The organism is Photobacterium sp. Hal280 (assembly GCF_037162255.1).
In the GTDB taxonomy this organism is placed as follows: Bacteria; Pseudomonadota; Gammaproteobacteria; order Enterobacterales; family Vibrionaceae; genus Photobacterium.
Genome location: NZ_JARLUO010000001.1, coordinates 242,720 through 259,155, shown reverse-complemented (window position 1 = coordinate 259,155; position 16,436 = coordinate 242,720). Strand labels below are relative to the sequence as shown.

Annotated in this window: 12 protein-coding genes; 3 read left to right on the top strand and 9 right to left on the bottom strand. The window is 48.4% G+C overall.

Going from position 1 to position 16,436, the window contains the following annotated elements:
• The first annotated feature begins 152 nt into the window (after positions 1 to 152).
• Positions 153 to 1,088 (top strand): universal stress protein, encoded by a 936-nt coding sequence (locus P4S53_RS01205; protein WP_337111005.1) that lies wholly within the window; start codon positions 153 to 155, stop codon positions 1,086 to 1,088.
• Between the two features lie 97 nt (positions 1,089 to 1,185).
• Here P4S53_RS01205 and P4S53_RS01200 read toward each other — a convergent pair whose 3' ends face one another.
• From P4S53_RS01200 to P4S53_RS01165, 8 genes are all read right to left on the bottom strand, one after another.
• Positions 1,186 to 3,726, bottom strand: coding sequence for an Ig-like domain-containing protein (locus P4S53_RS01200; RefSeq protein ID WP_337111004.1), 2,541 nt, complete (start codon positions 3,724 to 3,726; stop codon positions 1,186 to 1,188).
• Positions 3,727 to 4,004: 278 nt separating this feature from the next.
• Entirely contained in the window at positions 4,005 to 4,976 is a 972-nt protein-coding gene (locus tag P4S53_RS01195) for a calcium/sodium antiporter (protein WP_337111003.1), read from the bottom strand.
• A gap of 298 nt (positions 4,977 to 5,274) precedes the next feature.
• A complete protein-coding gene (locus tag P4S53_RS01190; protein WP_337111002.1) occupies positions 5,275 to 7,122 on the bottom strand; it encodes an Lnb N-terminal periplasmic domain-containing protein in 1,848 nt (615 codons plus the stop codon).
• A gap of 119 nt (positions 7,123 to 7,241) precedes the next feature.
• On the bottom strand, positions 7,242 to 7,724 hold the full coding sequence (locus P4S53_RS01185; RefSeq protein ID WP_027251347.1) for a DUF3015 domain-containing protein: 483 nt from the start codon (positions 7,722 to 7,724) through the stop codon (positions 7,242 to 7,244).
• Between the two features lie 227 nt (positions 7,725 to 7,951).
• The gene (locus tag P4S53_RS01180) at positions 7,952 to 8,713 is read right to left on the bottom strand and encodes a slipin family protein (RefSeq protein WP_337111001.1); all 762 of its coding nucleotides are present in this window, start codon (positions 8,711 to 8,713) and stop codon (positions 7,952 to 7,954) included.
• A 3-nt stretch (positions 8,714 to 8,716) separates the two neighbouring features.
• Entirely contained in the window at positions 8,717 to 10,111 is a 1,395-nt protein-coding gene (locus P4S53_RS01175; RefSeq protein ID WP_337111000.1) for an NfeD family protein, read from the bottom strand.
• Positions 10,112 to 10,266: 155 nt separating this feature from the next.
• On the bottom strand, positions 10,267 to 11,721 hold the full coding sequence (gene viaA, locus P4S53_RS01170) for an ATPase RavA stimulator ViaA (protein WP_337110999.1): 1,455 nt from the start codon (positions 11,719 to 11,721) through the stop codon (positions 10,267 to 10,269).
• Positions 11,722 to 11,733: 12 nt separating this feature from the next.
• On the bottom strand, positions 11,734 to 13,371 hold the full coding sequence (locus tag P4S53_RS01165; protein ID WP_337110998.1) for an ATPase RavA domain-containing protein: 1,638 nt from the start codon (positions 13,369 to 13,371) through the stop codon (positions 11,734 to 11,736).
• Positions 13,372 to 13,700: 329 nt separating this feature from the next.
• On the opposite strand from P4S53_RS01165, the gene P4S53_RS01160 reads away from it, so the two are divergent.
• Together P4S53_RS01160 and P4S53_RS01155 are read left to right on the top strand one after the other, a co-directional pair.
• A complete protein-coding gene (locus tag P4S53_RS01160) occupies positions 13,701 to 14,567 on the top strand; it encodes a GGDEF domain-containing protein (protein WP_337110997.1) in 867 nt (288 codons plus the stop codon).
• Between the two features lie 81 nt (positions 14,568 to 14,648).
• A complete protein-coding gene (locus tag P4S53_RS01155; protein ID WP_337110996.1) occupies positions 14,649 to 15,467 on the top strand; it encodes a phosphate ABC transporter substrate-binding protein in 819 nt (272 codons plus the stop codon).
• 51 nt (positions 15,468 to 15,518) lie between these two features.
• Here the strand turns inward: P4S53_RS01155 and sseA are convergent, their stop codons facing one another.
• Positions 15,519 to 16,373, bottom strand: a complete 855-nt coding sequence (gene sseA, locus P4S53_RS01150; protein WP_337110995.1) for a 3-mercaptopyruvate sulfurtransferase — start codon at positions 16,371 to 16,373, stop codon at positions 15,519 to 15,521.
• Between the last annotated feature and the right edge of the window lie 63 nt (positions 16,374 to 16,436).

The window sequence follows — 16,436 nt, the reverse complement described above, 5'->3', positions numbered from 1 at the left end:
CTAAGAAAGCAGGTTTCGTTATAACCATAAGTAGTTAAAGTACAGTTTTTATACCGTCGGTTATTATCAACCCGATGTAATCAATCCCGATACTTTGGTCTAGGCTAACAATACACCTCTGTAATCCTTTGTAAGCACCGGAGATCTTGCGTATGCGTCGATTTGAAAACTTGCTTTTTATCAGTGATGGTGTGCAGGATGAATTGGATGGATTGAAACAGGCGCTCAGCCTGTCACAAGCTCACCACAGCACCCTGACTGTGCTGATTATTTATCCTGAATTACCTGAGTCGCTGGAGAATTACCAGGGTAATTGGGAACAAGCACTCATTGAGAACACGAAACTGCAGCTTGCGCAGGCAAAATCAGCGTTGTCTCTGTCTGAACAGTCCGTGATGCCAATTATTCTGGCGGAAAGCAGCAAAAAACCTTCCACCTTAATTATTCAGCATGTACTCAGAGACAATTATGACATGGTGATCAAATCTGCCAGTTTCAATCAGAGTGAAGCTGGATTGAAAGCAATTGATATGGAATTACTCCGGCAGTGCCCCTGCCCGGTCTGGCTATGCCGTCCCATTACCCATGCACAGAGGAAAGTTCATGTCGCCGTGGCGATTGACGCTGAAAACGATAGCAAGGAAGAAACAGATCTGGATCTGATGCTGCTCCAGTTATCCCGGTCACTGGCAGACAACTGTGACGGTAGCCTGAACATCATTTCCTGCTGGGATTTCCCATACGAAGAAATTGCCGGCAACCCGTTTATTCATGTGCCTGAGCAAGAGCTTCAGCAATCCATCCAAGAAGCGGAACAAAAACATATTCATGGACTGAAAGCGCTGATCACGCTATCTGGCATTGGCGGACCAGTGAAAGAATTCCACCCCAAAGGTCTTCCGCAGAAGTGTATCCCCGACATCATTGAAAGCGAAGGTATTGAGTTGTTGATTATGGGTACAGTTGCCCGATCGGGCATACCCGGATTTATTATGGGAAATACTGCCGAAGACATTATCCAGAACACGAAATGTTCCATTCTGGCCCTCAAGCCCAAAGGGTTTGTGACGGACGTAAAAGCTTACTAAACAAACATTGCCGTATAGAGAACGAGTCAGGTATGACAACAAACAATACGGGCTGCCAACAGCAGCCCGTATTTCATTTAAAGCCATAAGGCCTATGTTACTGTGCGTTCATCGCATCCAGCTTGGCACCTACCGGGCCGGAGAAGTTATAACCGTCGTGTTTATCCCAGTTAATTGACCAGGTCATGACCCCGGCATAATTACTGTAATGAAACGCAGGAACCACAGTCTGGCAATGCGTACCGACAGTCAGGCAATCCAGTGCATCCAGAATATTCTGAGTCGGCGCCTGACCTGAGTTGGCAGAACTGGGCCCGGACGGCAGACCTATGGCGACCTGATCATCACGCAGTGGCGCAAACTGCTCGCCATTGGCTAACGTGAACCCTTCGATCAGCATTTTGGACTGTGCCACCATCATGTCCACCGAGCCTTCTGGCGCCGCACCTGACAGATATGGGTTTGGCAAACCACCATTGTTATATAACTGCACATGCAGCAGATCCAAGGTATCGCGCAGTGCATCAATCAGTGGAATGTAAGCGCCCCAGATACCGGAATACGCCACCATACCTCCTTGCACATACGGATGTTCAGGAGCCATAGTCAGGTACATATCGCCACCCATGTTCGCTTCAATCTGCTTCAGCGCACGAGGCAAACGAGCCTGAATCTGAGAGCCGTGCACCATATTGGAGCCGCTTTCAAGGTCTATGTCCAGCCCATCAAATCCCCATTCGTTGATCAGCGCAGTCAGGCTGCTGACAAAATGCTGCTCATCAGAATCCGTATTGAGGGTAATGGTTCCTTCGGCGCCACCCAGAGATAAAACAAATTTCTTCCCCTGAGCCTGAAGTGCGGCCATATCCTGCTTGAATTTCTGAGGATCCAGTGCCGGACAGCTGCTGTGCATATCACCACTGTACAGATTGAAATGGACAGTGCCCGTACTGTTGCGATCGTTCTCAGCAAAGGCAATATCAATGATATCCCATGCATCTGACATCTCACTGAGATTGATAGGGCAACCCGCGCCATTGACAAAGTTATGCCAGTAACCAATCAGCTTATGCGTTTTCACTGACTGCTGAAGCACCTTGACGGTAGAGGCAGCAGACGTGACGGCCAAACCGGTTGCATCTGTGGCCCTTGCAGAGACGGTGTAATTCCCCACAGCGCCTGGCGTCCAGTTGGTGCTGTATGGCGAGCTGGTATCCGTCGCAACGACTGCACCATTGACCAGGAAATCAACACTGCTCACCGTGCTGTTCAGTGATGCAGCATCTGCAGACACAACAACAGAATTACCTAAGCCAACAGAAGTGCCTGATGCCGGCGTTGTCAGGGTAACCACCAATGGCTCGTCACTGACATTGACCAAAACGCCCGCGCTGCCCTGATTGTCTTCATTATCTGTTGCCACAGCCGACAAACTGACAGACCCTGTTCCTGTTGCTGTCCATGTAACACTGTAAGGCGCTGCCGTATCGATGCCTAAGCTTTGTCCAGCCGCAAAGAATTCCACTTGCGACACCGAGCCATCGGCATCTGTTGCGTCCACCGTCAGTGTGACAACGTCACCATTTAGCACGGTTGCATTATCGGACGGAGAGCTAAAGGTGACAGTCGGCACAACCGCACAGATTCCCTGCTCTGTCCAGGCATCGGTCCAATAAAGGCCGGTTCCCGGTTCGTAGGCCCAGGCCGAATCTGACGAACACCAGCCAGCCACATCACAGCGATATTTGTAATTTGCACTTTGAACCAGATCACCCACCTGATAACTGGTGCCAGCCTGATAGACAGGTACGCCAGCACAGCCGCCACCGGTAGCACCGGAAACCGCAACAGTAACCACTGAGCTCCAGGTCACAGTACCATGATCGTCTGTGGCTTTTGATTTAAATTCGTGGCTGCCCGCGGTTGCAGACCAGACAGATTCAAAGGGCGAGGAACTTGCTGTCCCCACCAGTTGATCATCCACATAAAATTCAACGGAAGTCACTGCGCCATCCTGATCCGAGGCATCAGCGCTTAGAGTGACAAGGTCACCTTCCTTGATTTGTGAAACGGTCGTCGGATTCGTCAGTGCCACACTAGGGGGTTGGTTGTTACCTTCGGCCACCACGGTGATTGTCACGGAATCAGTTCGGCTCGCCCCTTTATCATCGGTCGCCACAACGGAGACAGAATGACTACCTTCTACCGTATTCCACAGCACTGAGTATGGGGCGGTATCATCAATGCCTACGGTATTGCCGTCCACTTTAAATGTAACGTCAATCACCTGACCATCACTGTCCGCCGCATTGGCGGTCAAAGCAATGGCTTCGTTGACACCAAACTGGGCATTATTCAACGGTGACGTCAAAGTCAGTGTCGGGGGCTGATTACCGTCTGGTGCATCACACACACCCAGCAAAGACCATTCTTCGTAGGGATCAGAATACTGAACGGGATCCTTATCCTGGTTCCACCAATTCGCCTGATAGGCATGATCTAGATACTGTACTTGTGTCCCTCCGTTATATGGAGTTCCACTTGCCCAGACAGGAAAAGCTGTACAGTCAATCGCATAGGCCGATACTGGGCTCGCCAATACCAATGCAATTGCCGTATGAACGAGGGTTTTTCGCATTGTTAACGTCCTTATTCTCTCAAATGAAGATTTCCCAAAGAGATACTTACTTAGTTCAGATAGAAAATTATCCAAACCAATCATGGACGACTTTTTAAGTCATGATAAATAAGACAGAAAAGAATTGAAAACAATCCTCTGCAGACTCTCACTTTATGATGAATACATACAACACATATGCAGAAAGACCGAAGAAAGATCACTTTTGAAAGGAGGAACGCGAAGGAGTTACCAAAGGGGGCTTAAATACCCCTTTCTTTTTACTGTAGATGAAATAATCAGCCCGTTACAGTGCTGAATAAAAATAAGTTATAGGCAACCACTGCAATCAGTAACAACAAGCCTTCAAAGCGGTTGATGCGCCCAGGCCCCCGGAAGCCCATGCACATCACAACCAGGGCTATTGTCAGACCCATCATGACAGTCCAGTCACGAGCAAATACTTCAATGCCAATACCGCTGATCGGAGAAATAACCCCAGCGATACCAATCACTGCCAGTATATTGAACATATTTGATCCGACAACGTTACCAATAGCGATTTCGTGTTCGCCTTTACGTGCCGCAGCCACAGAAGCCGCCAGTTCAGGTAATGACGTCCCCAACGCCACAATTGTCAGACCGATGATCAAATCACTGACACCGAGTGATTGAGCAATGGTCACCGCACCCCAAACCAGAATTCGGGAGCTCACCACCAAAAGCACCAAACCAATCAGCAGCCACATCACGGCTTTCTTTAAAGGCATGTCATGTGCTTTCAGCTCGCTTTCGGTTTCTGCTTCCAGCGCATCACCTTTCCCTTTCAGCGCAGAATAAATCGACCAGCCAATCAAGCTAAAAAACCCAGTCAGCAACACAACCGCTTCAATGCGCGTTAACTCGCCATCCCAAAGAAGAATGCCTGCGAGGACACCGATAAGGATCAGGAGCGGAAGCTCTTTTCTGATGATGTTCGACTGAACGGCAATTGGTGCAATGATTGCTGTAATACCCAGAATCAGACCGATATTGACAATATTGGAACCGAGGGCATTCCCGAGGGCCAAGTCCGGTTTACCGTCAATCGATGCCATGGCAGAGACCACCATTTCAGGTGCTGATGTGCCAAAGCCCACGATAACCATGCCGATTAGCAATGGTGGCATACCCAGATGGCCGGCACTGGCCGCAGCCCCGTCGACAAATTTATCTGCACTCCAGACTAAAAGAGCAAATCCCAGCAATATGGCGATTGATGCGGTGATCATATGTATGTACATCCCAATGTTTAACAGAAAATGACGTTCAAAAAATGAGTAAAAAACAGGTTGTACGAACGTATTCACTGACACGGGAATCAAGCGGCGCCAAGAATAATGGGTTTACGGATTTTATGGTAGCAAAATCATCACATGACACAGATCAATCTCACAGTTCGTTTCCGCACATACTGAGAGCTGAAGCATGCAGTGAATCAATCAAAAAATAACGAGCTGATTAGACTAAAAACACCGTGCGGCAAATAACCGCAAGGTGTTATCACTATAGACAATCTCACTCAGGCAATCACAGATAGATAAACAGCCGCAAGGTGGAGGACAGCTCATCACGTAGCCACTGCTGATAGGTAACTTCGGTGCGTAATCCCAGTTGCTGGCTCAGCGCCCAGTGCCAACTTGCCTGAGATTCCGCACGCCAGCGCATAGTATCCCACTGATACAACCCCTGTGCCGACAAAGCCAGCTTATGCGCTTCGTTAGCCTGCCAGACCAAGCCGGACTCCATCCCCAAACCCAGCGACAGATTCTCACCCTGAGCATCAAAATAGTTCAGCTCTGACGACACTAGCGTATAAGCGTGGAGACGGTTAGCATCTCCCCAGGATTTACCGTACCCGCCCTGCATGAAGTATCGGCCCGTCAAACCGGTCGTATCTGGCTGTCGGTCGTAGCCGGCACGGATATTCCAGGATAAAGAATCAAATACCCGATAATCAGGCGCCAGCGACATGGCATCGATCAGATAAAGCTGGTTCAGATCCACATCGCCATCCTGGTCAACCCCTAGTTGCAGGTCAAAAAAGCTGATCTGCGCCCCCGGAATGTAACCGCCTGCGTTATCCAATAAATCATGATAGGCCACGCGCCATTCCAGCAAAGCCTGATCAGCGTCGTGATTACTGTAACGGTATCCCAGTCCAAACCGGCTTGAATTGTGGCCTTCATCGGGGGACATGGCAGGTCTTGCCGGTTCAGAAAATGGCGAAGAGGTATTGAGTTTACTTCTGGCAATCAACAATTTCTGTAGCTGAGGCGCAATGTCTTCCCGGGCGAGCGCCTGATCATAAAATTCAAAGTTGAGCCACTCATAGGCCATTTCCAGAATGGCGGCTCTTTCACTCAGTGAGCCTTCAGTCGGGTACTGGCCCGACATGGCAGCCCGTGCTGACAAGAGCTGCTGATCATCCAGCTGCTCAGCATAATGCATTAAACGTGTACCAAAAGAGGCCCGGTATTTGGCAGCGTCGAGTAGCCCGTTTTCTCTGAGCACCTTAACTGTGTCTGATGGAATTGCCCGATAATCAAAACCGGATGTCAGATCCAACCCTTCCCTGCCCGCTTCGAGAAGTGCCAGCAACTGATAAGAACAGTTCTCATCAATGAAATAGTAGTCGAACTCAACACCGTTCATTTCCCAGAGATGGCGCAGGACCTGCTGAACTTCTTCCTCGTCCAGATTTAACGCATATTCCCAAATATCCCTTGATTCTAAATCGTTATATTCACGCACTTTTCGATAATAAGGCATGACACTGAAGGCGCCAGGATAATTCCCGAACAACCCTTTTGCCGCGTACAAAAATGCATTGTCATTGCTCTCTGGCGTGGCGGCAAAATTGATGGCAAAGGCCACTAATTCGCGGTTTCGATTCTGATCTTTGGCATCAACACGCAGCAAGGTATGCCCGAACATCGACGATGGGCTGTTCATAAATGCTGTCGGGAAAACCAGTGTCAGGCCTTTAGGATTCAGTGCCTGCTTCCAGAGGGTTTGCTCAGGGCAAACGGCTGCGGGCCAATCTGTATTTAATTTTTGTTTTAACCAATGGAAACGGGCCGGATACCGGCAGCTCAAGCTCTGATCATTGGGTGAGCTATCGGGCTGTTTCGCTTCGCGTTCAAATCCCTCGACGGTGGCATTAAGCTCGGCCAGAGGATCATCTTTTCCCTGCGGGCTGACAAAGAAAGAAGGCGAATCGACCAGGCTTGTGTATGAGCCCGTCAGTGTGGGCTGATAATGCCCCAAGGTATGCCAATAATCAGAGGTGGAAAGCTGCACCAGATCTTGCTGGGTATACGCAAAAGCTGTGCTGCTGAAAACGCTGAGAGGGAGCAGAGATAACCAGAACTTCATGAAAACATCGATGGGATCAAATAGGTTCAGTCAAGCGCGTTGAATGAACAAGGCACCAGATTAGAAAAAGATACAGCGCCCTTTGGCGCTGTATCTGAGCGGTTCACACCTGTAATCAATTACAGAGCGTAAGCTGCCAGCGTATTCTGATCAGCAACCATAGTGTTCAGGTTAGCCAGAACATCTGCAGAAGTAACATTTTCAGAAGCGAAGATAGACGCATAGTTATTACGAGCAGTCGCGTTAAATTCCGCTTTTGCTTCTTCGCTCATGCCCCAAACGTCAGTCAGAGTTGCCAGCGTTTCACCTTCGCCACGTGCGATATCACGAGCCAGGTTGTCCATGTTGCCATCGATAAACATAGCCAGTTTTTCTTGAGAAGTGATCACGCCGTTGCCGTCACAACCCAGTGTGCCGAAAGTGATACCGAAAGTTTGGTTACCTGAAGTACCGTTCGTTGTCGCACCCAGTACTTTAAATACTTTGCCTTCTTGGCCAGCAAAAACCATAGAGCCCAGACCACAACCGATGTCCTGATCAGCCATTGCTTGAGAGAAAGGCATCATGCCCGCGAAAACTGCCACTGCAAATACTTTTTTCATTGTTATTCCTTAGACTTAATTAACACAAATTGCTTGCATCACTTTTATGCGTCCAAAATCATAACAACTTAAAGCTATATTTCAATTTATACGCGGCAAAAAGATATTTGTTTACATTTTCTTAGCTCAAAATCCACTTTTTAAAAAATCCGCCCATTTTAATTGAGTTAAAAACAACCAATCAGGGCGAAGTCGCTTGACGTAATCATGTTTTTTTATACCGAAACCTACTCGGTATTCCTGTTAGCTATATTTTTGACTTTGTCGACTAAGTCAATCGGCAAAGGGAATACGATGGTTGATGTCCTGTCATTGGCAATCTCAGTCAATGTCTGCAGATAACGAAGTTGAATCGCATTCGGGGCTTTATTCAGCACTTCGGCGGCCTCCATCAACTTTTTAGAGGCTTCCAACTCACCCGTGGCATGAATAACTTTTGCACGACGTGAACGTTCGGCCTCAGCCTGGCGAGCTAATGCACGCACCATGCTGTCATCCAGATCGACATGCTTAATTTCAACATTAGCTATCTTGATGCCCCAGTTGTCAGTGTGCATATCAAGAATGCCCTGTAAATCTTTATTCAATGTATCTCTTGCCGATAACAATTCGTCCAGTTCATGCTGACCAAGCACTGAACGTAATGTTGTCTGGGATAGCTGGCTGGTGGCTTCAAGATAATTTTCGACATTGATGATCGCCATTTTGGGGTCAATCACCCGAAAGTAAACCACAGCGTTAACCTTAACCGAGACATTATCTTTAGTGATCAGATCCTGTGTTGGCACATCCAGTACAATTGTTCTCAGGTCAACCCGAACCATTTGTTGAATGATTGGGATAATGATGATCAACCCAGGTCCTTTTACTTCATAAAAGCGCCCCAACAGAAAGACGACGGCACGCTCATACTCACGCAGCACTCTGAACATGCTGATAATCAGCACGAGCACCAGCACAACGATAGTTGCCAGGGAATACGTAATCATGGTTTATTCCTTCTCTTTGGCCGCAACATGCAAACACAAGCCTTCGACTTGCTTAACGACAATTTCCTGACCCACTCGCAATGGCGTATCACAACGGGCTTGCCAGATTTCACCTTCTACCAACACCCGCCCCTCTCCGGGAAAGCCACTGACCACTTTACCGTGATCGCCAAGGAGCATTTCTACCCCGGTTGAAACAGGCTTACGGCGGGTTTTTAGCAATAAGGTAAGAATGACTAAAGTAAACAGCGCGGAAGTGGCTGTCAGACCTACAATCAAAGGGACGGCAATTTGATACCCTGGTTCTTCGGTATCCATCAACATGACAGACCCAATCACAAAGGAAACGATACCACCCAGCCCCAATATGCCGAAACTGGGGCTGAAGGCTTCAGCCACCATCAGAATGATCCCCAGGAGAATCAATCCCAGTCCCGCGTAACTGACGGGCAAAAGTTGCAGCGAATACATCGCCAGAATCAGGCAAATACCGCCGAGCACACCAGGTAAACCCACGCCGGGATTGTAAAATTCTAACAGTAAACCATAGATGCCAATCAGCATGAGTATGTAGGCGACGTTCGGATTGGTAATGACAGCAAGAAACTTAAACCGCCAGTCCTGTTGGCGTTCTACGTACGCGACATTCTCAAGCGATAATGTCTGTTGTACCCCGTTAATCAGCACGGTACGGCCATTGATCTGGTTAACCAGATCATCCAGATCTGTGGCCATAAAATCGATGACATTTTCTTTCAATGCCCCTTCGGCATCCAAGCTTGCCGCTTCCCGCACCGCTTTCTCTGCCCAGACTTCATTTCTGCCATGCAATTTGGCCAGGCTGGTGATATACGCTGCGGCATCATTAATGACTTTCTTCTCCATCGCTGTTTCAGCTTTTACTTCTTCACTTGGTTGTGTTCCTTGCTCTGATTGTTTCGCCGCGCCATCTTTCCCAGCCGATTCCTGCTCGTCTGAGTCATCAAAAGGATTGTCTTTTTTGCCGCCTGGCGATCCGCCTGTCAGTGATACCGGGGTCGCTGCACCAAGGTTTGTGCCTGGTGCCATCGAAGCAATGTGGCTGGCATACAGAATATAGGTTCCGGCGCTGGCCGCTCTGGCGCCTGAGGGGCCAACCCAACTGGCCACTGCAACCGGAGATGTGGTGATCGCGCGGATGATTTCCCGCATTGAGGTATCTAAACCGCCCGGTGTGTCCATTTTGAGCACGATAAGTGCAGCCTGTTCTTCCTGTGCATGATTAATTTCACGCGATACAAAATCACTGACGGCAGGTCCGATTCCGCCGTTGATATCAATTATCCATACATCGGATGCCTGAGAACACATTGGCCAAAGCGCAGCCAACCATAATGTCAGAATGGAAAACAGCTTCATGACGCATGCTCCCAGTAGGTGTACCAGACTGAACCAGATAGAAAAACCTGAACGCTTAAGCGTTGGTTTTCCACCACCTTAAGCATAGCGCACAGAATTCGGTGTAGGATTGATCGCCGTGCAGAGCCAAGCCACCCTGCACAGCGGCTGGTAACTCAGGAAATATGACGAGAGAAAAGTCGGCCAAACGCCGAGGGATGGTGAGACCAGTGTGTATCAAACATGTCCATCAAAGCCGGATTACCATAGCGTGACAGACAAACGGCATGGAAGCGGTTCTTATGTGCTTTCAGTTTTGCCACACGCTCCTGCATTTCCGGCGATTGCGACGGAGCGATGAAATCGGACAGCACGATGAGATCTGCATTCTTGTATTGATCGCCGCTCATCAGCATCAGTGACTGATCCAGCACAGGCGTTAGATCCGTACCGCCATGAAAGGAGTATGAAAGGAAATTCAGCACTTCACTCAAACCATCCTGACGGGTCAGTTCATAGGTGATGTGCTGGGTAGAGAACAGCATGACATAACAGTCTCTGTCATCAGCAAGTGCAATTTGCATCAATCCGTAAGCCAGCGCTTTCGCACACTGCTCTGGGTAACCGGACATTGAACCCGAAGCATCGATACACACGATAAACGGCCCCTTGTCCTGTTCTACCTGCTTACTCTGTTTCCTGTAGGCTTTCACTTTACGCAGTTTGCGCTGGGCACCCTGCATTCTGTAATTCATTAAACGCTTATCAACCAGATGCTTGTAGAACACCACCTCCAGCTCAGGATAGGCAAGAAACATTGCCTCGTTCGGCAGTAAGCGCGCCAGATCATCACTGGGATGCACGCCCACGATGTCATCAGTGACGTTGTCACTCTTTTCTTCGACCATTTTCAGCTCTTCCGTCTGAACCCTGGCCTGGCTCGGATCATCAACCTCGTTAGCCATTCGGCCCAATTTGTCGGCAATCTCCTGAATTTCATTATTTTTTTGAAGAAATCTTGCGATCGATTTTAAACGCTCCACATCCGTTTTGGTCAGTTTGGCTTTCGCCATATCCCAAAGCCGGCCAGCACGCTTTTCATCGCCCGCTTCATCGACTTTCTCCATTTGCTGCATGGTTTCAATGCGCTGATACAGGTCTTTCAACAGTGCTTCTTTATGATGCTCTAACTCAGATTCCTGCGCTTTCTTGAGTGCTACTTGTAAATGTTCATACCACTGATGACAAAAGTAGCTGTGAAACATTGGGTTATGTTTTTTCTGGTCATGATCAAGCAATCGGCGCGCTTTAAAATAAAAACCGGACGTCGTTTCAAGCTCACTGACGACCTGCTCTGCATTGTCCATAAACGTGTCCGCAGACCATTGCCGTACCTTTTGATATAAAGCCAGCTCCTGGCTGAACCGCTCGGCCACATCTACTTTTGCGATGCGATGCTGCACATAGCTGCGCCACTTACTGACCTGCAGCTTCATAGACGATTTAATTCCCGGACTGGAGTCCGCTGCCATCATCAACTGTGGCCGGGTCATCAGCTCGTTCACTGCATTTTCAATGATACCCGACTCAGTCAGCATCAGAGCCAGGTTAATCCCTTCGGTGACTGGCATGCTCCCCTCCCGCTATGCGAAATATTCGGTCAGACGGGTTAACCGCATCGCACTCTTGTCCAAATGTCGTTGGATCGTCGCTATTTCATCACTTGCAGTCGCCAGACTTTGTTCAATCAGTACCGGAAATTCAGGATCAACAAAATTGTGCGGCAATGCCCCGTGAAAACGGCTCCGTGCCAGTTTCAGTAAGTGAGCCGCCTCACTGATGGCATCCGTGGCTTGTTCAACTTTTTGCTGCCAGCCAACCAGCTGTTCCTGACTGACGCCGTAATCTCCGGCCATGCCGACCAGCACATTCCGGTTGGCAATGTCTTTGATCACCAGGCGGTCTGTGGCATCAATCTCAAAATGCAGCCGGCATAAATGCGTATTCTTATTCACAAAGCCATAGATATCACATTGTCCTGCTTTGATCTTTTTCTCGAATTCATCGCCATCCACATACACCCAGCGGCTATCGCCGGTTTCCTGTTCAGAAACAGAAGGGTTATGCTGCAGCATCACCAGTTTGATCATGCGCGGATTGTTATTGACCGTGTACCGCTTGGCACCGGAAAAATCGTACTTGTATCTTTCCTTGCCCATCAGTGTGTCATGCCCGAATGTCACACAAAGTTTACTGGCAACCGCCTGGTGGACTTCCTCTATCTGATGTTGCGCAGTATCGGCCTGCTGAGTGGCGGCTTGCTGTCCGAAGACTTGGTTGACGGCAAAGTCACGTAAGATCTCTCGGATATCCTGTCTGGATTCCGGGCTGTGCCACAAACATTCTTGCAGCAACAGCAAATCAAGCGGGTTGATACTGTCACGACCATTAAAGAAAGCACTGGCTTTGAGCAGCCTGACCGATTTTTTCCATCGCCGGTCTGAGATGTAAAGCTCGCTGCTGCCCGACTCGACTTTCTCCTCGATCATGGATTTCAGCTGATAAATGGTTTCGAATGTCGCCTCATCAAGCTGGATATGATCGATCAATACCTGCCATTGCTGATATTCTTCTGCTTTAATTTTCAGTTCAGCGGGCAAACTCGCCATCTCTGGCCCTTCACCCAGCAACATGGCTTTGAAATTTTGTTTTTCCTGGATGCGATTGACGAACACACGAACCAGCATACGGTCGTACAAAGCTTCCAGACCGCTGTCTTCATCCGGTAATTCGTTAGATGCCGTAATCAGCAAACGCATTGGTACGTTCAGTGTTTCCTGACCATTTTTAAACGTTCGCTCGTTCACGACAGTCAGTAACGTATTCAAAATGGCAGGACCCGCTTTCCAGATTTCATCCAGGAAAACAACTTCGGCCGTGGGTAAATAGCCATCAACCAAACGAACATATTTACCGTGGTCTTTCAGCTCCTGAATCGATAAAGGCCCGAACACTTCTTCCGGGGTCGAAAACCGCGTCATCAGATAATCAAAGAAGCGGCTGCCATCAAAAGCTTCAATCAGTCGCTTAGCAATCAGGCTCTTTGCTATTCCAGGAGGGCCAAGCAGGAAGACACTCTCACCAGACAGTGCCGCCAACAGACAGAGTCGAATGGTATGCTCTCTTTCATAGACCCCGTTTGACAGAGCCTGAATCAGTTTCTCTACCCGCTCAGCAAGCAGCGCTTTATTGGGTAGACTATTGGCCGCCATAGATAGCATATTGGTCATTTCCTCGAGGCAAAAAGGTCTGATGTAGCAATGAAATGGGTGGCGCTTAAAAATCTCATTCTAGCCACAGAATAGCCGTAAAAAACACGTTGTTACAAGTATGTTAATATACATAAATTGTTACAAACAGGGTATATCAAACTGGGTAGCCAACCAACATAGGTCAATCATTGATTTCATTTTTGATGCATTCAGGATGAGCACCAGATCACAGAGTGTAATGGATTGTGCCGCAGGCTTCGGGATGCGGACTATGTCTCGATTTGTTACGACATAGCGCTATCTCAACACAAATCATCGTGATAATATTTTAGTCAATTATGAAGAAGATCTCTCAATTGCCTGTCGGGCTGACAATTTTTGTATGTTTTGGGGTACTGATAACCACCTTTATCCCCATGCAAGGTAACCTGGATGCTGTTACTTCAAGCCTGACACTAGTGCTGATTATCCTGCTGGTCCGCGAAGTCGCCAGTAAAGAAATGAAGTTTTTATTACTTCTGTCTGCCTGTACCTACGGGATTGGTGTAATTGCCGATCTTCTTGATGACATTCCGGAACTTGCCAATCATTGGCTGCTGACACGCACCGATGATGTGTTCAGCAATATTGGTGTTTTTTTACTGTGTTTCTGCTTCATTAAACTCTTGCATCAACGCCGCGAGTTAATACAAAAGCTCAAGCAGCAAATTGCTAAATCCCGTCAACTGGAGCTGGAACTCAGCCGGCAGGCCTTGCAAGACGATCTGACCAGATTGCAGAACAGACGATCACTTTTCAGACGATTTGATCACATGGCGATTAACCTTAATCGCGGCATTATGGCTTACATTGATATAGATAACTTCAAACAAGTGAATGACCGTCTTGGTCATCGTCAGGGCGATCTGGTACTGATTGAAATAGCGAACATTATCTTCAGGCATTCACCTACCGGCAGTCAGGTCTACCGCATAGGCGGTGATGAATTCATTGTTCTTCTGCCTAGCGAAGACCAATGTCAAAGCCAGGAATGGCTTGACCAGCTCTATGAGCAAACGCAAGAACTCAGAGAGACATTCAAACTGGGTATCAGTGTCGGCCTTGTGCCGTTTCATCCCGGCAACCTCAGTGATCCGGACTTACTGCTCGCTAAAGCAGATACCGCCATGTATCAGGAAAAAGAGCAAAAAAGTCGCATCGAGTAACCTCGATTCAGATTCACAATTCTGTCATATCCTCGTCATACCATAGCGGCTACCCCTGTAGTTCAAATTTGGAGAGACGCAATGTTGCTTCGCCTGGCTTCTTTATTAGCCATTATTACCCTGTCACCCATTCAGGCTAACGCCAAAACCGTGACTGTATCCGGTTCTACATCTGTCAGTCATATACTTGAGGTTTTAGCAGAGCAATATGAGCAGCAACATTCCGATGCTTCCATTGCTGTGCAAGGGACAGGGTCATCTGCTGGTATTTCTGCAGTCAAACAAGAGGCCGCTGAGCTTGGAATGAGTTCGCGATTTCTGAATGAGAACGAGATACGTCCGGATGTATCCACCACATTAATAGCGCATGATGGTATCGCGCTGGTCGTCAACAAAAACAACCCAATTGACACCCTGAGCAAAGAACAGGTGATGGAGATTTACCAGGGGAAGATTACCAACTGGAAACAAGTCGGTGGCGATGACCTCCCCATTGCGGTCGTCAGCAGAGAGAACGCTTCCGGCTCACGATTTTCTTTTGAAGATTTTATGGGCCTGACACGCACCATCGGTGATCAAAGCGTTTCTGATATCCATGCGAAGGCGCTGGTGGTGAACACCAACGGCATGGTAAAAAGTCTGATTGCCAGAAACAAGCACGCCATTGGCTATATGTCACTTGGCTCAGTTGATGATTCAGTAAAACCCCTGGCTTTCGAAGGTGTATTACCCAGCCTGACAAACCTGGAGTCGGGTCAGTATCAAATCTCCCGCCCTTTCATCATGCTTTATAAAAGCAAAAAGCTCACTTCAGATGGTCGTGACTTCCTCAATTATCTCCTGTCTGAAAACAGCCAGAAATTACTGCATGATCGCGGTTACATTCCGGTTGTGCATTAACCAACACACTCTCTCTGGCTTACCTGATCACTCAGGTAAGCCACAGCTCGATCAGGATACCACCGGGTATTTCATGCCTGCACCCCATTCCGTCCAGGAACCGTCATAGACAGTCAGATTTTTCCGGCCGGCTACATCAGCGGCAAGCGCAAGGATGCACGCCGTTACCCCGGATCCACAACTGAAAATCAGCTGCTGTTCTTGTTCTGAAAACGCATCAAAACGTTGTTTCAGTATGGATTGCGGCACTAACCTGCCGTCTTTCACCAACTGACCAAACGGGAGGCTTTTGGCATTTGGCATATGACCACTGCGAATGCCTTCTCTCGGCTCTGGTTGCTGGGCATAAAACCGCGCTGCCGGACGTGCATCCAGCACAACCACCTGAGGGTCGGCTAATTTTGCCAGCAGTGTCTGCGCATCAGTCACCCATTCGGATCTGAAATTGGCAGAAAATTGCCCGTTTTCAGGTGCTTCAGTGACGCTCCCTGATTCTAAAGCGCCGCCGGCTGCTTTCCAGGCGGACAATCCGCCATCCAGCACCGCGACCTTGTCATGTCCCATTACTTTGAACATCCACCACACGCGCGGTGAAGAGAACAGTCCGTGAGAATCATACACAACGAGCGTATCTTTATTACTAATGCCTAATGCCGACACTTGACTGGCAAACTGCTCTGCACCGGGCAACATATGCGGCAGGCTGGAATCTTTATCGCATATCTCTTGATCGAAATCGAAAAAAACAGCCCCTGGAATGCGCTCACTCTCCCACTCAGCCCTGGCATCACGACCAGTTCCCGGCATGAACCAGCTCGCATCCAGGATCACGATATTTTCCGCATCGGCATGTTCCAGCAGCCAGTCAGCACTGACAACAGACGACGGTAATGCATTCTTTGTCATACCTTAATCACCTATCCCTATGAAATTCAGCTGTTTGTATTAAACCAAATAACCATATTCATC